The organism is Mucilaginibacter sp. FW306-07-L (assembly GCF_058782065.1).
On the sequence record NZ_JBYSXI010000003.1, the window covers coordinates 439,913 to 461,262 of the forward strand.

Here is a 21,350-nt window from a genome sequence, read left to right on the forward strand (position 1 = left end):
TTATATCAACTCTATATATATTATTAAAAAGCGATCAGCTTTGGCGCATCCGCTATAAAGCTATCCAATACCCCGTCGGCAATTTTGATCGGGCCATCAAAACGGGTTGCTCCTTTGATGGATTGGATCGCTGCGGCATCGGCGGCCAGCTTTTTGGCGTTGGCAAAATAACGGATAGCCGCGGTGCTTTTCTGATTGGCGGCATCCAGCCCCGCCGCGGTTAACTGCAGTGCCCTGCCCCATAATTGCAAGGCATCAAGCCAAGGGCGGGCCTCTTGGGCAAATGCCGGATCAATAGTACCCGAACGGATAATATCCGAAGCTGCGGCCAGTTCATCGGCGCAAGTAAACAGGCTGGCAACAGCCTGTTGGCGGCTGGTTGCATCACCGTCGGCTAAGGCTTCGCGAACCCTATCAAGGGTAGCCTTCAGGCGAGGGGCTTGTTCCTGCCAGGGCTGGTTGCCAAAGGTTGGCGCGATATGCTGTGTGTCAAAAAATGTTAGTAAAGCCGCCGTTGTGTGTGCATCGCCACCGGCCAGCTCACGTGCCGAAAAATGCCAGGTGCGGTTGGCATCATAAGCCTTATCATTCCAAGCAAAGGCGGCAACCCCGGTTACCGCAGGGCGACTGGCAGCTTCCTGGTTCATCGGGTTAGATAGGATGCCGCTTAATCCTTCCGCTAATCCTGCTTCGCGGCGTGTATAGGGTGCAAGCAGCAACCGTCCGGTGGTTTGCGCATAATCATTTACCGGGTAGTTATCCCACAATAATGTTTTGCGCCCGAATGCTTTTGTGGCCGCCTGCGCATCTGTAGTGGCAATAGCCGGTGGTACTACATCAGTACCCGTCCATTGTATTACAATTTGGGGGTCGAGGTTTTTGCGTAAAGCGGCCTTGTATGGGCTTTCCTTAGCATCGTAATATTCGGTTGGAACCATGATGAGCGGCCGCGCTTCCGGATCGTGCGCGTTAAGGCTTGCCTGTACCGCGTTTAGGAATTTAGACTGCGCCACCCCTGCCGCTTCCGGACCTGGCGCGCCAAAAGTTTTTTTATCCAGTTCGCAGTTCCACTTGGTATATTCAATATCATCAAGGGCGACATAAAAGTTATGTACCCCTATTGATCGCAAGGCATCAAATTTACGCTCGATCTGTTTCAGTTCGGCCGGGTCAGAAAAACAAACCGTTGGGCCCGGGGATATCGCGTAAACAAAGTTGATGTGGTTGCGTCGGGCTGTCGCCACCAGCTTGCTCAATTCGGCTAACGTAGTTTTCGGATAATCCTCGCGCCAGCGATCACGGGCATAAGGGTCATCCTTGGGGCTGTATACATACGTATTCGCCTTAACGCTTGCCAAAAAGTTGAGGTGTTTGGTACGGTTTTCCATTGACCATGGCGCACCGTAAAAGCCCTCAATAGTGCCACGTATAGGCATGGCCGGGTAATCCTGTATCACTAATGCCGGAATAACCTCCCGTTGCGCCAATTGCCTGAAGGTTTGTACCGCATGGAAAAGGCCGGCAGCATCATGGCCGGCAAGCGTTATGATGCCGCCATTGCCCCTGGCGACGCTGGTAATGGTATAACCTTCGGCATGGGTATCAACAGCAGTGCCGCTTTGTTTTAAAGCCTGGCTCACCAGGCTTGCTTTGCCGGTGCCGATCACAATATAAGTATGATTCGGAATTGCGGGCAGCCGCTGCGCCGTTACCATATTGTTCACTCCTGCCTTAGCTAATATATCGCATACCTGCGCAACGGTTTCAGCATCAGTACCCGTAGCTGCAACCAGGGTTACTGTATTGTCTAATGATAGAGCACCCTTGCCAGGCTCAATCGATTGCGGTGCGGGATAAATCAAAGGCATGGTTACCAGTGATCCGGATGCGCGATTGGTGATTGGCAGAGCAGGTTGACTTGTTTGGGCGAAAACAGTGCTGGCAAACAGCATCAAAGTTGCCGCACAAGTGAATAATTTATTCATGAATTTTAATTTGATAAATTTCAAAGCACACTTAGCAGTAATTATATATCGCTATAATAATGTTTTTTTAGCGAAGCATCGGTTATTTAACTCAAAACCGCTTTGCAGGCACAAAAAAAGCCCGGCATAACCGGGCTTCCAAATATCTATTGATGAATTTTATTAAACGCCTAACAGTAATCTTGCCGGATCCTCAAGCAATTGCTTAACCCTTACCAGGAAGCTTACTGACTCGCGGCCGTCAATGATACGGTGATCGTATGATAAGGCTAAGTACATCATTGGGCGGATCACCACTTGGCCGTTTACTGCCACTGGGCGCTCCACAATGTTGTGCATACCTAAAATGGCTGATTGAGGTGAATTGATGATCGGGGTCGACATCATGGAACCAAACACACCACCATTGGTGATGGTAAAGGTACCGCCGGTCATTTCATCAATACCCAGCTTGTTTTCGCGGGCTTTACCGGCTAAACGGATCACCTCTTTTTCAATCTCAGCAAGGCTCAGTTTGTCCGCGTTACGGATAACCGGAACCACCAAACCTTTAGGGGCTGATACAGCGATAGACACATCAGCATAATTGCTGTAAATTATCTCCTCGCCATCAATACGCGCGCCAACCGAAGGCCAGTCTTTCAACGCTTCGGTAACCGCTTTGGTGAAGAATGACATAAAGCCTAAGCCTACACCATGTTTCTCTTTGAATTTATCCTTGTACTTGCTGCGGATCTCCATGATCGGTGACATGTCAACCTCGTTAAAGGTGGTCAGCATCGCGGTTTCATTTTTAACGGCAACCAAACGTTTCGCAACCGTTTTGCGAAGCGATGACATTTTTTCGCGGCGTTCATTACGTTCGCCTGATACCACAGGGGCGGCGGCAGGTGCAGCAGCAGCCTTTTGAGCAGGAGTGCTTTCTGCTTTTGGCTTTCCGCTTTGAGCATTTACAGCATCCTCTTTAGTAATACGGCCGGCAACGCCGGTGCCGCTTACTGATTGCGGATCAACACCTTTTTCGCCTAATATTTTTGCAGCAGCAGGCGATGGGGTGCCTGATGCATAAGTTTTTTCTGTTGATGCTGAAGCCGCAGGTGCCGGGGTCGCAGCAGGAGCGGCATCTGCTTTAGGAGCAGGGGCCGCGGCGGCACCACCGCCTGATATGCTTGCCACTACGGTACCAATTGGCAAAGTATCGCCTTCGGCGGCAAGTGTTTTTAAGGTACCCGCTTTTTCGGCAGTCAGCTCAAAAGTCGCCTTGTCTGATTCCAGCTCTGCAATAGCCTCGTCCATTTCAACGGCCTCGCCATCTTTTTTCAACCAGCGTGATAGGGTTACCTCGGTAATTGATTCACCTACCGGTGGCACTTTAATTTCAAGCGTGCTATCGCCCTGTGCAGGTGCGGCAGCGGCTGGCTCGGCGGCAGGAGCAGCCGATTGTTGTGCCGGTGCCGACGGTGCTGACTCATCAGCTTTCGCAAGATCATCTGCCGGAGTTGCGCTTGCTGCTCCGCCATCTTCAATGCTGGCAACTACTGCGCCTATGGCTAAGGTATCACCTTCGGCGGCAATGGTTTTTAAAGTACCCGCTTTTTCGGCAGTCAGCTCAAATGTAGCTTTATCTGATTCTAACTCGGCGATCACTTCATCCATGGCTACCTGGTCGCCGTCTTTTTTTATCCAGCTCGACAGGGTTACTTCGGTAATTGATTCGCCTACCGGCGGAACTTTTATTTCTAAACTCATGATGGTAGTTATACTTGTTTATTTGTCGATAGTCCATGGATCATAGTCCATAGCGATTTTTGCTTTTCTTAGTAGTGTGTAAGTTAATAGTCCATGGACTGTAGAAAATAGCGTTTACTATTGACTGTCGTCCATAGACTATTGACTAAAAGATCAATCGGCTCCTGTTTCAGCCATTTTTTTGGTTGTTTTATCTATCGTACCCTTAACATCTTTTTCGCCCGGCGTTTCAAACGCTTTGTTAATGATGTATAATTGCTGTGCGGCGTGCTGTTTCGCGTAGCCGGTAGCGGTACTGCTGCCCTCATTACGAGAGATCACATGCAGGTTAAACACACTATCGTTATGGAATTTACGACAGATATAAGGCCAGCCACCCATGTTCTCCGGTTCTTCCTGTACCCAGATAAACTCCTTCGCCTTCTCGTATTTTTGTTTGATCTTGAGGATATGATGAACCGGTGTAGGGTATAATTGCTCTACACGAATAATGGCTACATCCTTGCGGTTATCGGTTTGCTGTTTTTCAAGCAATTCGTAATATATTTTACCGGTACAAAGCAGTACGCGTTTTACTTTTTTCGGATCAGCCCAATCATCCTCATATAGCTCGTGGAAACGGCCATTGGTGAACTCCTCAATAGGCGATACACATTTAGGACTACGCAGCAAACTCTTCGGGGTAAAAATAACCAGCGGTTTACGGAAGTTGCGTTTTAACTGACGGCGTAAGATGTGGAAGAAGTTGGCCGGGGTAGTACAGTTAGCCACCTGGATATTGTTATCAGCACAAAGCTCTAAAAAGCGCTCTATACGTGCTGATGAGTGTTCCGGGCCCTGGCCTTCGTAACCGTGCGGCAACAGCATTACCAAGCCATTGCCACGCTGCCATTTAGTTTCGGCACTGGCAATGTACTGGTCAACAATAATTTGCGCGCCGTTAAAAAAGTCGCCAAATTGTGCTTCCCAAATAGTAAGCGCATTAGGGTTAGCCAAGGCATAGCCATACTCAAAACCTAAAACACCATACTCAGATAGCAGGGAGTTATAAATATAGAATGGCGTATCACCGGCTACCGTTTCAAGTGGCGTGTATTCGTTCTCACTTTCAGCAAGGGTAAGTACCGCGTGCCTGTGTGAAAAGGTACCGCGTTTAACGTCTTCGCCGCTCAACCTAACCGGGTGGCCGTCTTTCAATAACGATCCGTAAGCCAGTAACTCACCCATTGCCCAATCGAACACACGCGTTTCGGTTACCATTTTATTGCGGTCTTCAAACAGCTTCTCTATCTTTTTAAAGAATTGTTTGTCCTTTGGCAATTCGGTCAACTGGCGGCCGATCTCCAGCAGTTCAGCTTCAGGCACAGCGGTATCTGTTGATGTCATCAGCTCCTTATCGGTTGGCAAGTGCAAACCTTGCCATGCGCCGTTAAACATCGGTAACTGATCGGTAAAACGGTCCTGTGCTTTTACTTCATCAAGTTCTTTTTGCAGTATGCCGCGGAATGCCTTTTCGGTATCCTTAACGTATTGCTCGGTAACGCTGCCTTCGGCAATCAGTTTTTTCAGGTATACCTCGCGCGGGTTAGGGTGCGCGTCGATAGCTTTGTATAACACCGGTTGGGTGAACTTAGGCTCATCGCTCTCGTTATGGCCGTAACGGCGGTAGCACAATATGTCAATAAACACATCGTCATGAAAAACCTGGCGGTATTCCATAGCCATATTGATCACATAAGCCAAAGCCTCTACATCATCACCGTTTACGTGGAACACCGGCGAAAGCACGGTTTTAGCCACATCGGTACAGTAGGTGCTTGAACGGGCATCCTTAAAGTTGGTGGTGAAGCCAATCTGGTTATTTATCACCAGGTGAATGGTACCACCGGTGCGGTAACCTTCCAGCTTTTCCATTTGCAATACCTCGTACACAATACCCTGGCCTGCTATGGATGCATCGCCATGGATCAGTATCGGGGCGATCTTGGTAAAGTCGCCATTATATTTAAAGTCGATTTTTGAGCGGGTTATCCCTTCAACAACCGGGTCAACCGCTTCCAGGTGCGATGGGTTAGGGCAAAGGCTCAGGTGAACCTTTTTACCGTTGGCCGCCTCAACATCGGTTGAAAAACCCAGGTGATATTTAACGTCGCCGCCAAACGGAGAGTCCGAATCGTAGTTCTTGCCTTCAAATTCCGAGAATATCTCCTTATAGGTTTTCTCCATAATGTTGGCCAGTACGTTCAAACGGCCGCGGTGAGCCATACCCAGAATAAATTCCTCGATACCGATCTGCGCGCCTTTTTGAATCACCGAATCAAGCGCGGGTATCAGCGCCTCGGCACCTTCAAGCGAAAAGCGTTTTTGCCCCAGGAATTTGGTTCCTAAAAAGTTTTCAAAAATTACCGCTTCGCTCAGCTTGTTCAGCATGTGCTTTTTATCATCAATGGTAAAAGCCGGCTTGTTACGGATTTTCTCCATTCGCTGCTCAAACCAGTTGATCTTTATAGGATTACGGATGTAGCGGTACTCGGCACCGATAGGGCCGCAATAAGTATCTTCAAGCAGTTGGTGAATGTCTCGCAGTTTGGCGGGGCCTAAACCTACTTCAACACCGGCGTTAAAAACGGTGTCAAGGTCGGCCTCATTTAGCCCGAAGGTATCAAGCTCTTTACCCGGAAAGTATTTACGGCGCTCACGCACCGGGTTGGTTTTAGAGAACAGGTGCCCGCGCGTACGGTACCCGTTGATCATGTTCAGCACGTTGATCTCTTTCAGAAAATGCTCCGGCGTATCATCAGCAACGGTTTGCTGTGCCGGTGCATCCTTCCCAAAATCAAAGCCTTCAAAAAATTTTTGCCATCCAAAATCGACTGATTCCGGGTCTTGTTTATAACTTTCGTATAAAGAATCAATGTATGCAGCGTTCCCGCTGTTTATATAATTGAGGTCACTCATGGTGAATTGTATGTAAAATCAGTGCAAAAGTAAACATAACGTATTACAAACCTTAAATTTTATTTGTAAATACTACGCTTAACAAAACCTTATTCTTAAAATATGATCTAACGGTTACTAACAGCGTAATGTTTATAATTATAACTCATTAATAGTGCCGAGGTATATACCGGCTTGTTTATTTATTTCGTCTATTTCATCAGGGTGCATTTTTTTAAGGATGTTATACATCATGCCTATACGGTGGTTGCCTTCCAGCTTATCGGCATTGCGGTAAAAAAAGTTCCAGTACAGGCTGTTATACGGGCAAGCCCTTTCACCTGTTTTCTTTTTATAATCATAATGGCAGCTACCGCAATAGTCGCTCATTTTGTTGATGTATGCCGCTGAGGATACATAAGGCTTTGAAGCGATAAAGCCGCCGTCGGCAAACTGGCTCATGCCACGGGTGTTGGTAATCTCCACCCATTCAATCGCGTCAATATAAACACCCAGGTACCAGGCATCCACTCCATCGGGATGTAGGCCGGCCAGCAGCGCGAAGTTGCCGATAACCATCAGGCGTTGTATGTGGTGCGCCCAGGCGTTATTTAAGGATTGGCCGATGCATTTGCTCAGGCAATTCATTTTAGTATTGCCGGTCCAAAACCATTCGGGCAGTTCGCCGCGGTGGCCAAAAAAGTTAAGTGAAGCAAACTCCGGCATTTTGGCCCAGTAAACGCCGCGCATAAATTCGCGCCAGCCCATCACCTGCCGTATGTAACCTTCAACCTGCGCCAGGGTTATTTGGTGCTGATGCTTGTTGTAGTGTGAGAGCACCTTGGCAACAATCTCCTGCGGGGCTATCATCTTTGAATTTTGCGCGAAAGATATGCGGGAGTGGAACAGGCTGATATGTTGTTGCAACATGGCATCCTCATAGGTGCCAAAGTGAGGCAGCAGGTGTTCACAAAAATAATCGAGCAGTTTAAGCGCTTCGTTACGGCTAAGCGGCCACGGAAAATGCTTTTCATCCACCTCGCCAAAGTATTTCACTTTTTTAAGGTCGATCATTTGCTTTAGAGCCGATACATCATGATTAAATTCAATGGGCGGCACCAAAGGCGATTTTCCATCATACTTCTTTCGGTTTTCGTGATCAAAATTCCATTTATTGCCTGATGGTTTGCTGCCCTGCATCAGTACCTGGTGCTTTACTCGCATGTGCCGGTAAAAGTTCTCCATTAAAAAGTTCTTGCCACCAAAAAATTCTTTTACCTCATACCTTGTGGTAAAAAAATGCTCCGTATCGGCTGTTCCGGTTTCTATTTTAAGCTTATTACAAATCTGTTTTAGCTGTTCATCCAGTCGATATTCATCAGGTAGCTGGTACTCAAAACGCTTAATAACCTGTTGCTTAATAAGGCGTTCAATATTGCCCCCAATGGTTTGGGCATTATTCTGATCATCCAATTTAATGTAAACAACAGTGTGCCCCTTTTTAGTAAGCTGATGGGCGAAGTTGCGCATGGCCGCGAAAAAGGCGAGTATTTTTTGCACATGATGCATTACATACTCTTGCTCCTGCATTACCTCCATCATTACGTAAACCACGTTTGGGTCTGCGGTTTTAAGCCAGCTATGGTTACTGTTTAACTGATCGCCAAGAATTAAACGCAGCGTTTTGCCCATGCAGATTTAACAGGGCACACAAAAGAGGGTTTTGAAAAAATGTTATGAAGATTTATTTTAAACAGATGGCATTAAACCGCCTGCTCAGCCTCGTGTGCCGACAGCCAGGTGTCAATAAACGGGCTTTTAGTTTCAAGCTGCGCAGGCTGGCGGGTAATAAAGTTCTTATTCTCCCGTGGATCGTTACCTACGCCGGCCACAAAGGCCCAGTTGCCCCAGTTACTGGCGGGCGAGTAATCGATCAGTTTTTCTTCAAAGTAACGCGCGCCGCGGGTCCAGTCAACCTTCAGGTCGCGCACCAGGTAACCGGCTACTATTTGCCGGGCGTAATTGTTAATGTAGCCGGTAGCATTGAACTGATGCATAACGGCATCAACGTAAGGTACGCCGGTATTACCGGTTGACCATTGCTCAAAAAGCATATCCTGATCTGCCGCTGTTTCGGGAGCGGCATTCTTAAAGCCTTCGGGATTAAAAAACTTTTTACCGTGCTTTTTAAACATAAAGCGAAAGTAATCGCGCCAAAGCAATTCCAGTATAAGCGGGTTATTGTTGCTGTGCCCCTGCTCATGCCGGGCTACCTCAAAGTAAACCCTGCGCGGCGACAGGCAGCCAAAAGCCAGCCATGGCGATAGTTTGGATGTGTTATCGGCAGCGGCTTGCGGGTTGCGTGCTGTTTTGGCCTTAACAGGCGTGTTATGGGTTAAGTATTCCTCAAGCGCGGCTATACCGGCACATTCGCCGCCGTTAAACTTAAGGGTGGCGCGTGGGTCATCAACCGGCTCATCCAGGCCAAGGCCGGTAAGGGTTGGTAACTCGCCTGCGTCTGTAATATCAGGGGTAATGATGCTTTCGGGCGTATCGGTTTCCGGCCGGACGCTGCTATCGCGCTCCACCTTTTTTTTAAATACCGAAAAACTGTCGGGAATATCTTTTATAGGGAAAGGAAGATCCTCTTTATGGTACAGGGTATGCCCGATAAAGTGCTTGAGGTTCAGCTTCTGTTTCCATAAAGCAGCCTCTACCTCTTCAGACATGGCCGTTTCCTGCGAGGCTACTTCGCGGTGGTGGTATACCTCATTCACCTGGTACTCGGTAGCCAGTTGCGGAATGATCTCCGCCGGGTTACCTGTATGTATAATCAATTCGCCACCCAGTTTACGCAGGTTATCGCGCAGGTTGGCAACAGATTGCAGTAAAAAGCGGGCCCTGAAGTTTCCGGTTGTTGACTGGCCGGTTTCGGCATTTTTAAAATACTGCGGATCGAAACAGTAAACGGGTAATATCTTATCGGCTTTACGTGTAGCCTCTAACAATATCTCGTTATCGTGCAAACGCAAATCATTTCTAAACCAAACAAGTATAATCCGTTCACTCATAGTTATTGAGGATAATAACCTACCGCAGTTCTACAAAAATGCAAAATATTTACCTGGTTTTTTATTGCGCCGGTAATATTTGACACCCCATCAACATTAAAGCTGCTTGCCGATTAAAGCACGCCGCAAAGCTAATATGTAGCCATGATGCAAACCATCATGAAACGGAAGGAAGGCTATCGCGTCATCAATATTATTAATAGCTACGCCGTAACGGGTGGTCCATGGCACATAATTATTAAAAATGCCATCCTGATAATCCTGCGCTAACTGGTCAAGCGTTGAACTAAATAAGCCTTTAAAATCATCCACTTCGGCCTGGCTAATAAAGCTTTCGGGCCTGGTGCCGGGTTTGTACAGTTCGTACATTGCGGCACTGATGCGGGTTTGCAAGCCCGCGCGCAAATAACATACGCCTTGCTGCGCGGCTACTATATGCCCAAGGTTCCAGGCTATATTATTACTGAAGCCGGCGGGTACCTCGTTCAGTAAATGTATATCAATACTGTCTATCAGTTGCAAAAGATGCAGGCGCGGCTGCTGCAATATTTCTATCGCTTTAATCATGATTGTAGGGTTGGTGGTTAAAGTGGCTAATTTATCACTTAAGCCGAACCGAAATCTGTTTATCCTGTCATAAAATAAACTTAACCTTATTAAGTTTACCTTTACAGCGTTTAATGTTATACACACAAAATATACAGCGTAAAAACGACGAAAAGTACATCGGCGGCTTCCTGGCCGTATGGACGTTGTTCAACATCATCCAGGCCTGTACGCTGGAGTTGCATAGCGATGAAGCTTATTACTGGCTGTACTCCCGTTTTTTGGATTGGGGATATTTTGACCACCCGCCCATGGTGGCCTTATTTATCCGTGCCGGAGATGTGTTTATGCATAACCCCTTAGGGTTGCGGTTGGTGAATATCCTGTCGAGCACCTTATCCTTGATTTTACTATGGAAGACGGCCAGGCAATACGGAGCAAGCGCCCGGTGGTTCATCCTGCTGGCAAGCGGTATGTTCACCCTGCATATTTACGGGTTTATTACCACGCCCGATGGGCCGCTGCTGCTTTTTACGGCCTTGTTCTTTTACATATATCAACGCTATTTACTACAAAACACCTGGTTACAGGCATTGCTGCTCGGCATTATTTTAGCCGGATTGCTATACAGCAAATACCACGGCATATTGCTGGTTGGCTTTACCCTGTTAGCTGATGTTAAAATATTAAAGCGCGGCACCTTCTGGCTCATAGCCGCGGTTGCATTAGCCTTGTATATGCCGCATATAGTTTGGCAGGTAAACCATAATTACCCATCAGTAGCCTACCACCTGGCCGACCGGTCGGAGAAAACTTACCGGTTCGATTATACCTTTTTCTACATCCTTTCGCAAATGCTGATGGCGGGTGTGTTTACGGGCTGGCTGCTTTTTTACAAGGGTTTTGCTACACCTGCTTCAGATGTTTTTATCCGTGTGCTCAAGGTGAATTTTATCGGCATCCTGGTGTTTTTTCTGTTCACCTCGCTGCGCGGAGAGGTGCAGCCGCAATGGACCATCATCGCCTTTGCCGCCTTGCTGATCTGGCTAAGTGCGCAACTAAGCAACACCGCTACCCCTAAATGGCTGCAACACCTGGCCGTTGCCAATATTATCATCATCGTTCTAATTCGGCTGCTGGTAATAGCGCAGCCACCGGTTATACAGCAGGTGCAGGCCATTAAAAAGTTCTTTCATTATAAGGATTGGTCGCATACCATCAGGCAAAAGGCAGGCGATAGCTGGGTGGTAATGAATGATGGCTTTCAGTTACCCGCCAAGTATTGCTATTATAATAACACGCTCAAATGCTTCTCGTATGATTCGCGTTATTACCGCCTTACCCAATTTGAGATATGGCCAATGGAGGACAGCGTGCAAAACAAGCGAGTGTTCTACGTAGCCCGCGATCCGGATATAACCACTACCGATACCATTACGACCGCCACCGGCAAATGGTATACGGGCTGGATCGATAGCCTGCGCACCTATCAGCGCGTAAGCATCACCACGAATGAAAAGAAGATCACCCTTGCGCCGGGGCAACAGCATACGTTTCAATTAACTATCACAAACCCTTATCAATATCCCATCAACTTCAGCAATGCCGGCATCAAACAAAAGGTAACTTTAGAGGCCTGTTTTTTTGATGGTAAGCAGGAAGCAGGTGTTCAGGCGGCGGATAGCGGCTTTAATAGGCTGCAAATAGCACCGGGGCGTAATGCGCAATATAGCTTTACGGTAAGAGCTCCGTCAAAAAAAGGTAAATATGATATGCTTTTTTCCTTACGTACAACCCCTTTCAACGGAAACCGTAACAGCGGCTTTATAACTTTCACGGTGGAATAGTACATTTGCGCATGTTGAAAAAACTTTACCTGTTACTTTTATTTATCGCAATTAATTCTGCTGCCTGGGCACAACAGAATCTTGATATACACTTTAACGCGCTTGGCTTTTTAGATAACCGCGAGTACAAGGCGTTCATTCCCCGCTCGCGTACTTATTCGGGCACCCGTTTAGCCCTGGATATAGGTTGGAATGTGGATAGCGTTAACCGCTTTGTGGTGGGTATGAACGGCATACATGAGTTTGGTGCCAAGCCCTATTTTTTAAAGGTTAACCCGGTTGCATACTACGAATATCATGGTAAAAACTGGTTGTTTAATGCCGGTATGTTTCCGCGCGAAGAGCTGCTGTCTGATTACCCACGCTCGATACTGAATGATACCCTGCGTTACTACCGCCCCAATGTAGAGGGTTTGCTAACGCGATACACCAACGAGAATTTTACTGAAACGGTATGGTTGGATTGGGTGAGCCGCCAAACCGCTACCGACCGTGAACAATTTTTATTCGGTTTCTCAGGTAAGTATAAACCATCGGTAAACGGCATGTTCTACCTGTCGCACTACTTTATGATGCTGCATGATGCCGGTGCCGAGATAGCTGACCCAACCCATCCGCTGGGTGATAATGGCGCGGTGCAGATCAAGCTGGGATTGAACCTGACTAAGCTAACCGGGCTTGATTCATTAAGCGTTGAAGCAGGTGGCATGCTATCGCTTGAGCGCATGAACCGGGATATCGGCTTTCAAAACCACGCGGGTTTTGTGGCGGCCGCCTATTTTAGCTACAAACGCATTGCCTTGTTTGATGAATTTTACGCGGGACAGGGCCAGCACGTAAATTTTGGTGATTCCTACTACCTTAAAAAGCTGTACAACCGTTTGGATGTGATCTATACGCCGTTCCTCTTTAAAAACATTAAGGGGCAGTTTGTGTTCAGTTTTCACCAGTCGCCCGCGCACCTGAATGATAATCAGCAGGCTTTCCGTATAGTGGTTGACCTGGGGCGCAAAAAGCTGCTGAACTTTAACTAATCAACCACCACCTGAAGAATGAGGAACAAGCACATTATTTTACTGATTATATTGTGCCTTAGCGGCAGTAAGCTGTTTGCGCAAAACGCACAGTTTACCCTTTGGGGTGCCTGGTTTCACACGCAGAAACTCTCAGAACATTGGGGTTATGCCTTCGACGGGCAATTCCGCTCGGCGGATAAGGTTGATTACCTGCGCAATATTCTGCTGCGGCCATCAGTAGCTTACCACTTCAATAAAAACCAGTCTGTTAATTTAGGTTACGCTTATATAACCACTAATGGGCGTACAGCCGATGGCGATAAAACCTTCCGACCCGAAAGCCGCATATTTGAGCAGTTTACCCAGGTACACAAGATCGGCCAAAGCACACAGGTGTCGCATCGTTTCCGTTTAGAGCAACGCTATTTGGGCGACTCTGCCGACGATCGTGACGATAATTATTTTGCCCAGCGTTTCCGGTATTTTATACGTGCGGTAATCCCCTTCAAACGTGATAGTAATTTTAGCAAAGGCACCTACATTGGCCTTCAAAACGAGGTGTTTTTAAATGTGCAGAACAAGAACAAGGTGAACACACACTTTTTTGACCAAAACCGCGCCTACGTGGGTTTCGGCTACCGCTTCAGCAAAAAGTTTGACATGGAACTGGGCTATATGAATCAGTATACCAAAGCGGTTATCAGCGGCACATCTAATAATGTGGTGCAGTTAGCTGTTTATACGAGGTTGTAAGTTTGGCGATCATATTAGATATTAAAATCTAAACCATGAATAAATTTATCAAACTAAAGTTGATCGCAATTTTAAGTATCATAGTTGCCGCGTTAAATTTATCCGCTATAACAAGCTACACAGAAAAAGATTATTTTGGCATCAAGGAAGTATCATTTAATAACCGAAGCTATAAGTTAGCCTGGAGCTCACATCCGTCTCCGCAATATTATATACAGGAATATTTACCGGCTGGTGAAAAGGTTGAGAAATTCCATAACATGATATTGATCGACTTTCTTCAAACGGATAAATCTTTAGAAGAAGCTGTTGATGCACAGGTCAACATGCTGAAAATTCGTAAACAGTCAGACGCTGTTTGCAATTACCAACTCAATAAAAAAGGCAATGAGTACATCCTTGATTTTTTGATGAGCGAAGGCAATGAATACAATTTAAAGCTGCTGGAATGGAATGCTTATCACTATAAAACATATACAGATAAGGCCGGCAATAAAGGGATACTAATGTTTGGTTTTAGCCATAGGGCATACGATTCGGCAGCGGAAGAATTGATACAGAATCTGGCACAATACCGACATAAATTATTGAATACTTTTGTCTCGCATCCAATGCCTGAAATACAACTCAAATAGCTCAAAAAAAAGCGACGAGAATAACCTCATCGCTTTTTTATTAACAGGGGAAAGGGAATTAAAACTTATGTATATCGCCGCTGCCCGCGCTTGACGATGATACATTGGTGGCGCCGCCGGTGTAGTATATATCGCCACTGCCTACTACGGATGCATCAACCTTTTGGCTGGCGTTCACACGCGCATCGCCGCTGCCGGCTACCTTAACCATGGTGTTTTGGGTAACCAGGTCGCCACCAGTAAAATCACCGCTGCCTACTACCTTAACGGTCGAGGTTTTGGCGGTACCGCTTACCTTAATATCGCCTGAGCCTGATATGCTGCTTTCCAACTCGTTCACCGTTACACGGCCTGAAATATCGCCCGAGCCGCTTAAATGCAGGGCAAGCTTGTCGCCTTTAATGCCGTCTTTAAAAAATATATCGCCCGAGCCCGACATGCCGATGCTGTTAAGGTTTTTCGCGGTGATGTATATCGCGATCTTTTTATTGCTTGTGCTCCAGCCCCAGTTGGTATTCTTGCTGTAAATTTTAAGGGTGCCGCCATTTACCTCGGTAACGATCTTGCCAATAATGTCTGAAGGTGCTTCAACCTTAACTGATTCGGTTGATCCCTGGGTAATATAAATGTCCCATGAGCCTGATACCGTAACAGCGCTAAAACCCGACAGGTGACGGTCCTCTGTGTTTTGCGACGGTCTATTAATGGCTTTATAAGCAACATTTGCTGCCGAAACGGCCGCACCGCTGCCGGTAACAAGTAGAGCGGCAAGCATTATTTTGTTGATGATTTTCATAATTATTGTAATTGTGGGTCAATTGTGTTTGAGTATTAGACGCAGGTAGCCCCCTATAAGTTGCACCTCAACCTTAAAAATATTTACCGGTGTTCATGTTTATTGCTTTAATGAGCGAAAAAGGCAAACAAAATCAGCATCTTATTTGATTTAATGTACTTACGGGCATCATTAACCCATTTGTTCCGTTTATTATAATATGGAGAAACACATGTATAATGCAGGCTTGGTTGGCAACTGCGCCTACCTGGCCCATATCAATAAAAACACCAATATTACGTGGCTTTGCTGGCCCCGGTTTGATAGTACTTTTGTTTTTGGCAGCCTGCTGGATAAGGAGAAGGGGGGCGAGTTTTCTATACTGCCGGAGGGTGATATTGAAACGGAGCAATACTACCTTGAAAATACCAATGTGCTTTGTACCGTAGTTACCAGCGAAGAGGGCAAGTACCGCATTACTGATTTTGCCCCCCGCTTTCATCAGTACGACCGCTTTTTTAAGCCGCTGATGCTGATCCGTAAAATTGAGCCGATTGAGGGTTTGCCTAAGATCAGGGTAAAATGTGAGCCCGTGTGTGATTATGGCCGCCGTAAGCAAAAGGCGCGTATCGGCAGTAATCATATTGATTATGCCGGGTGCGATGAAACCATGCGCCTTACTACAAACATCCCGATCAGTTACATTATCGACCAGCAATATTTTCAACTTAATGAAACTAAATACCTGCTGATGTCATACGGTGATCCGCTGGAAGCACCGTTGGTAAGTACGGCCGAAACATTTTTACGCAACACAACCGAATACTGGCGCTTGTGGATCAAACACTCCTCCATAGCCGGGTATTTTCAGCCGTATGTAATTCGTTCGGCGTTGGTTTTAAAAATTCACCAGTTTGAAGATACCGGGGCTATTATAGCCGCCAGTACCACCAGCTTGCCCGAGCATCCGGGCAGTACCCGTAACTGGGATTACCGCTATTGCTGGCTGCGCGATACCTATTATGTGCTTACCTCGCTCAACCACATCGGCCACTTTGAAGAGATGGAGCGGTATTTTAATTACGTATCAGACATATCGATCTCCGAGGGCGACGAGTTCCGTTACCAGCCCTTATATGGCATCACCGGTAAAAAGCAACTGGTTGAAGAAATAATGGATCACCTGGACGGCTACATGGGCGATAAGCCGGTACGTGTGGGTAACCAGGCTTATGAACACATACAAAATGATATTTACGGGCAAGTGTTGATATCCCTTTTGCCATTATATACCGACCATCGCTTTGTTTTCAGCGAGCGTAAGGATTCGGTACGATGGATAGAATCGCTGCTCAATAAAATAGAGCGAACCATTGACGAAAAGGATGCCGGTATATGGGAGTTCCGTAACATGGCCAACATACATTGCTACAGTAATCTTTTCCAATGGGCGGGTTGTAACGCTGCCGAAAAGATGGCCTTAACTATTGGCAACAAAGATTTAGAGGAGAAGGCGATCGCGTTGAAAGAACGCGCCGCCGCGCATATTGAAAGCTGTTACGACCCGGTACGCAAAGTGTACACCAACGCAGCGGGCAGTCCGCACCTGGATGCCAGCACGCTGCAACTCATTATGATGAACTACCTCGACCCGGCATCGCAACGGGCAAAAGATCATTTGGCCGCGCTGGAAAAGGAATTAAAAACACCTAACGGCTTATTTTACCGTTACCTGCACGCTGATGATTTTGGCAAGCCGAAAACCACCTTCCTGATCTGCGCGTTCTGGTATGTAGAAGCATTGGCCTGTGTAGGGCGATTGGATGACGCCATGCGCGAGTTTGAGAACCTGATGAAATACTGTAACCACCTGCTGTTATTTAGTGAGGATGTGGATGAAGAAACAGGCAGCATGTGGGGCAACTTTCCGCAGGCATACAGCCATGTAGGCTTGATGAACGCGGCCTACCGGATCGCGATCAAGCTGGACAGGCCGGTATTTTTATAAACAGAAGATGATATTTTAAACAATGAGTGCTGCCTTAACTAAGTAAGGCAGTATCTCTTTTTGAAAAGATACGAAATTCTTACGTACGTCAGAATCACTTACCGAGGTAAACGCGAAGCTGAATACAATGCTTTTGCTGCTCTTGATCAGGAAGCGTAGGCGCTGCTGAAAGGTATCGTGCTTCCGCATACCCGTTAACTGGGTAAAAGATAGTACCAGCAGATCTTCCAGTTCGTTAGACAGGTTCTTCAAAAACTCCTGTGAATTGGCCGACTCACGAATAAATTCCCAGCCGATGAACTCGTTACACACGGTATAAGAAAGTCGGCAGGTTTTCATGATGAGGTTAGTGAGGTGCTCCTCCTCGCTTTTTTCGGGCGTGTTGATGTGGATCAGGTCGTCGACGCTAACGCGTATGTAATCCATGAGCAAAGAATGTAGAATGGCCTCCTTGCTTTCAAAATATTTATAGATGGTAGCCTTGGCAATTTTTGCCTTTTTAGCTATCTCATTAACGCTGGTTTTATGGTAGCCAAATTTGCGGAACAGATCCTGTGCTGCCCGCTTTATACTGTCTTTTATTTTATCGGCCTCCATTAACTGTTTACTATTCTGATCTCAAATTGAGTTATAATTACCGTGTACGATCGCAGTGAGCGCGTAGCAGGGGCTTTGACCGGCGACCCATCCAACAGTAAAAACTTGGATTGGCTGCATGGGTCGGTCACTGTAAAAAGCCCTTCATCAACAGTAACCGCGCAAGCCTTTTCAGGCTGGTAGCTGCTGCAACGGTCAAAAGCTACAATGCTGCTACCTGTGTTATAAACCACAATTCCGGCTACGCCACCACCTAACGTTATCACACTTCCGGCGCTGCTGATGCTGTTATATCTTGGGTCTGCCCGTTGTATAGTAACATTAACCGGCACATAGGGTACTGCATCGTTCTGTTTACCGCAGCTAACCAATATTATACCTAACAATGCGCACAGCCATACCCTCATTTAGATGATCTCGGTTTTAAATTGTTTTAAAAAGCGCACGTCGTTCTCTGAGAACAAACGCAGATCACGGATAACATATTTAAGGTTGGTAATACGCTCAATACCCATACCGAAGGCAAAGCCGGTATATTTTTTACTATCGATACCGCAGTTCTCCAGCACGTTAGGGTCAACCATGCCGCAGCCTAAAATTTCAACCCAGCCGGTGTACTTACACATATTACAGCCATCGCCTTTACAAATGGTACATGAAATATCCATCTCGGCGGATGGCTCCGTGAACGGGAAGTACGACGGGCGGAAACGTACCTTAGTACCCTCGCCATACAGCTCCTGCACAAAGTGAAACAGCGTTTGCTTCAGGTCGGCAAATGATACGTTCTCGTCAACATACAAACCCTCTACCTGGTGAAAAAAGCAATGCGCCCGTGCCGAGATGGCCTCGTTACGGTAAACACGCCCCGGCATAATGGCGCGGAACGGCGGTTTGCCATTCTCCATCATACGTACCTGTACCGATGAGGTGTGCGTACGCAGAGCGATATCATCCTGACCGTGGTTCTTTTTAATAAAGAAGGTATCCTGCATATCACGCGCCGGATGCTCTTCAGGGAAGTTTAGCGCCGAAAAGTTATGCCAGTCGTCCTCGATCTCCGGCCCTTCGGCCACAACAAAGCCCAGGCACTTAAAAATATCAATGATCTCGTTACGCACTAATGATAGCGGATGGCGTGAGCCTAATGCAAAGCCATCACCCGGCAGGGTAAGGTCCGCTTCGGTTTTGCTGCTTTCAGCACCGGTACCGGCACTTTCTTTAAGCTCATTGTATTTGGCCTCGGCCAGTTGTTTAAACTGGTTAAGCACTTTTCCAAAGGTGCGTTTTTCTTCGGCACCTACGGTTTTAAACTGCTCAAAAAGGTCTTTCACAATGCCCTTGGTGCCTAAAAATTTGATGCGGAAATTCTCCAGTTCATCGCCGGTGGCTTTAACAAAGTTGTTGATCTCCTGCGTGTATTTATCTATTTGTTGTTGCATTACTATATCGATCTTAAAAACTGCTCGGCGCTTAACACCGGCAATGTGGCATGCTTATAATCTTTAATGTTACGGGTGATGATGGCATCGCATTCAAATCGTTCAGCGGTAAAGTATTGAAAAGCATCTTCCAGGTCAGAAAAATTACTGTTCAATCCTTTTTCTATCGCCATACCTTCAACCGAAAGTATGTTAAGCCACTTCATCAGCTCTTTTAATTTCTCTCTTGTATCGGTTTTACCTAATTTTTTCGAAAGTATATAATTTAAATTAGCGATCACTATTGCTGAGGTACTAACCTTTATCTTTCGGCTTTTACACTCAAGTAACAATAATTTGGTATACTCTGAAAACGGGTACCGTTCAAAGAACATATCTAAAATAATATCGCTATCTAAAAAAATATGATTATAAACCATATTTCTCCTTCAGGTAATCGCCCTTTATCTCCTTATAATTAACATCATCAGGGTACTTGCCCTTTAAAATGCCCGTTAGCGCTTGCAAATCATCCGGAATCGTCATTGATTTAAGGCGCTTAACCAATTCGTCTTCTTTGCCGTTATCGTCACTTATCTTCTTCAAATAGTCCTGCACCAGGGCCGATAGGCTTTTATGCTTGCCACGGGCATACCGTTTGGCGTTTTCTATTACATCAGGCTCAATACTTAATGTTAGTTTTGCCATAGCATTTAATTATACGTACAAATATAAATAAAGTATACGTATAATTTATTTGATCACACCCAGCTCTTTACCTACTTTGGTAAATGCGGCTATGGCTTTATCCAGGTGCTCCTGCTCATGCGCGGCTGATAATTGCACACGGATACGCGCCTTGCCCTGTGGTACTACAGGGTAGTAAAAGCCAATAACGTAGATACCCTCTTCCAGCATTTTGGCGGCAAACTCCTGCGCCAGTTTTGCATCGTACAGCATTACGGGTACAATAGGGTGTACACCGGGTTTAATATCAAAACCCGCGGCGGTCATTTTTTCGCGGAAGTATTGGGTGTTGTTTTCCAGCTTATCGCGAAGATCGGTAGTTTGGCTCAGCATGTCCAACACGGCTATTGACGCGCCGGTAATGGCCGGAGCCAGGGTATTGCTGAACAGGTATGGGCGTGAACGCTGGCGTAGCATATCAATAATTTCCTTACGGCCTGATGTAAAACCACCAGACGCGCCACCAAGTGCCTTGCCTAATGTACCGGTAATAATATCAATTTTACCCATTACGTTATGATGCTCATGAGTGCCGCGGCCGGTTTTACCCATAAAGCCGGAGCAATGGCTTTCATCAATCATTACCAGGGCGTTGTATTTTTCTGCCAGTTCGCAAACCTTGTCTAACTGAGCAATGGTGCCATCCATACTGAAAGCCCCATCAGTTACGATTATACGGTGACGAAGATCCTGCGTGGCTTTTAGTTTCTCTTCCAGGTCGGCCATATCATCATGTTTGTAGCGATGACGTTGCGCTTTGCATAAACGCACGCCATCTATGATTGAAGCATGGTTCAGCTCGTCAGATATAATGGCATCCTTATCATTAAACAAGGGCTCGAAAACACCACCATTGGCATCAAAGGCTGCGGCGTATAAAATAGTATCCTCAGTGCCCAAAAATTCCGATATTTTTTGTTCAAGCCGTTTATGTATATCCTGCGTACCGCAAATAAAACGTACCGACGAAAGGCCGTAACCGTGCCCGTCCATCGCGGCCTTTGCAGCCTCAATAACCTTGGGGTGTGATGACAGGCCCAGGTAGTTATTAGCGCAAAAGTTAATTACTTCCTGGCCGCCCTGTACGGTAATATCAGCACCTTGAGGCGACGTGATGATACGTTCCTTTTTATATAAGCCGGCGTTCTCTATCTCGGTAAGTTCCTGTTGTAATACAGGTTGCAGTGTATTGTACATAAAGTCAGTTTAATTTACGGCGTAAAATTACACATTGAAAATTTATTAGTGCCTACAAAATCAACC

18 protein-coding genes are annotated in these 21,350 nt (G+C 46.4%); 5 read left to right on the forward strand and 13 right to left on the reverse strand.

The genetic code is table 11. From position 1 onward, the window contains the following. Positions 1–23: 23 nt before the first annotated feature. The 6 genes from AC3WJC_RS17085 to AC3WJC_RS17110 form a co-directional block, all read right to left on the reverse strand. Entirely contained in the window at positions 24–1,985 is a 1,962-nt protein-coding gene (locus AC3WJC_RS17085) for a protein O-GlcNAcase (protein WP_492400325.1), read from the reverse strand. A 162-nt stretch (positions 1,986–2,147) separates the two neighbouring features. Then, entirely contained in the window at positions 2,148–3,734 is a 1,587-nt protein-coding gene (odhB, locus tag AC3WJC_RS17090) for a 2-oxoglutarate dehydrogenase complex dihydrolipoyllysine-residue succinyltransferase (protein WP_492400326.1), read from the reverse strand. A gap of 153 nt (positions 3,735–3,887) precedes the next feature. Further along, complete coding sequence (locus AC3WJC_RS17095) at positions 3,888–6,692, reverse strand: 2-oxoglutarate dehydrogenase E1 component (RefSeq protein WP_492400327.1); 2,805 nt, start codon at positions 6,690–6,692, stop codon at positions 3,888–3,890. A gap of 138 nt (positions 6,693–6,830) precedes the next feature. After that, the gene (locus AC3WJC_RS17100) at positions 6,831–8,363 is read right to left on the reverse strand and encodes a cryptochrome/photolyase family protein (RefSeq protein WP_492400328.1); all 1,533 of its coding nucleotides are present in this window, start codon (positions 8,361–8,363) and stop codon (positions 6,831–6,833) included. Positions 8,364–8,434: 71 nt separating this feature from the next. Then, the gene (locus AC3WJC_RS17105) at positions 8,435–9,742 is read right to left on the reverse strand and encodes a DASH family cryptochrome (protein WP_492400329.1); all 1,308 of its coding nucleotides are present in this window, start codon (positions 9,740–9,742) and stop codon (positions 8,435–8,437) included. A gap of 96 nt (positions 9,743–9,838) precedes the next feature. Then, on the reverse strand, positions 9,839–10,309 hold the full coding sequence (locus AC3WJC_RS17110; protein WP_492400330.1) for a DinB family protein: 471 nt from the start codon (positions 10,307–10,309) through the stop codon (positions 9,839–9,841). A gap of 113 nt (positions 10,310–10,422) precedes the next feature. Here AC3WJC_RS17110 and AC3WJC_RS17115 point away from each other — a divergent pair, with 113 nt between their 5' ends. Genes AC3WJC_RS17115 through AC3WJC_RS17130 form a run of 4 tightly spaced genes read left to right on the forward strand, consistent with a single transcriptional unit; the run spans position 10,423 to position 14,539 of the window. Continuing rightward, the gene (locus tag AC3WJC_RS17115) at positions 10,423–12,135 is read left to right on the forward strand and encodes an ArnT family glycosyltransferase (protein WP_492400331.1); all 1,713 of its coding nucleotides are present in this window, start codon (positions 10,423–10,425) and stop codon (positions 12,133–12,135) included. 11 nt (positions 12,136–12,146) lie between these two features. Next, positions 12,147–13,169, forward strand: a complete 1,023-nt coding sequence (locus AC3WJC_RS17120) for a lipid A deacylase (RefSeq protein ID WP_492400332.1) — start codon at positions 12,147–12,149, stop codon at positions 13,167–13,169. A gap of 18 nt (positions 13,170–13,187) precedes the next feature. Next, positions 13,188–13,904, forward strand: a complete 717-nt coding sequence (locus AC3WJC_RS17125) for a DUF2490 domain-containing protein (RefSeq protein ID WP_492400333.1) — start codon at positions 13,188–13,190, stop codon at positions 13,902–13,904. Positions 13,905–13,939: 35 nt separating this feature from the next. Beyond that, positions 13,940–14,539 (forward strand): HI_0983 family protein, encoded by a 600-nt coding sequence (locus tag AC3WJC_RS17130; RefSeq protein ID WP_492400334.1) that lies wholly within the window; start codon positions 13,940–13,942, stop codon positions 14,537–14,539. Positions 14,540–14,597: 58 nt separating this feature from the next. On the opposite strand, the gene AC3WJC_RS17135 is transcribed toward AC3WJC_RS17130, so the two are convergent. After that, positions 14,598–15,335, reverse strand: coding sequence for a head GIN domain-containing protein (locus AC3WJC_RS17135; protein ID WP_492400335.1), 738 nt, complete (start codon positions 15,333–15,335; stop codon positions 14,598–14,600). 199 nt (positions 15,336–15,534) lie between these two features. On the opposite strand from AC3WJC_RS17135, the gene AC3WJC_RS17140 reads away from it, so the two are divergent. Further along, entirely contained in the window at positions 15,535–17,322 is a 1,788-nt protein-coding gene (locus AC3WJC_RS17140) for a glycoside hydrolase family 15 protein (protein ID WP_492400336.1), read from the forward strand. A gap of 15 nt (positions 17,323–17,337) precedes the next feature. On the opposite strand, the gene AC3WJC_RS17145 is transcribed toward AC3WJC_RS17140, so the two are convergent. From AC3WJC_RS17145 to kbl, 6 genes are read right to left on the reverse strand one after another with little or no spacing between them, the layout of a single operon-like run. Then, positions 17,338–17,919, reverse strand: a complete 582-nt coding sequence (locus tag AC3WJC_RS17145; RefSeq protein WP_492400337.1) for a TetR/AcrR family transcriptional regulator — start codon at positions 17,917–17,919, stop codon at positions 17,338–17,340. After that, positions 17,919–18,326, reverse strand: coding sequence for a Rieske (2Fe-2S) protein (locus AC3WJC_RS17150; RefSeq protein ID WP_492400338.1), 408 nt, complete (start codon positions 18,324–18,326; stop codon positions 17,919–17,921). The genes AC3WJC_RS17145 and AC3WJC_RS17150 overlap by 1 nt, the downstream gene beginning before the upstream one ends. Next, on the reverse strand, positions 18,327–19,361 hold the full coding sequence (gene pheS / locus AC3WJC_RS17155; RefSeq protein ID WP_492400339.1) for a phenylalanine--tRNA ligase subunit alpha: 1,035 nt from the start codon (positions 19,359–19,361) through the stop codon (positions 18,327–18,329). 2 nt (positions 19,362–19,363) lie between these two features. Beyond that, entirely contained in the window at positions 19,364–19,780 is a 417-nt protein-coding gene (locus AC3WJC_RS17160; RefSeq protein ID WP_492400340.1) for a type II toxin-antitoxin system VapC family toxin, read from the reverse strand. After that, a complete protein-coding gene (locus tag AC3WJC_RS17165; RefSeq protein WP_492400341.1) occupies positions 19,770–20,048 on the reverse strand; it encodes a DUF6364 family protein in 279 nt (92 codons plus the stop codon). The genes AC3WJC_RS17160 and AC3WJC_RS17165 overlap by 11 nt, the downstream gene beginning before the upstream one ends. Positions 20,049–20,093: 45 nt before the next feature. After that, on the reverse strand, positions 20,094–21,284 hold the full coding sequence (gene kbl, locus AC3WJC_RS17170) for a glycine C-acetyltransferase (protein ID WP_492400342.1): 1,191 nt from the start codon (positions 21,282–21,284) through the stop codon (positions 20,094–20,096). Positions 21,285–21,350: the final 66 nt, after the last annotated feature.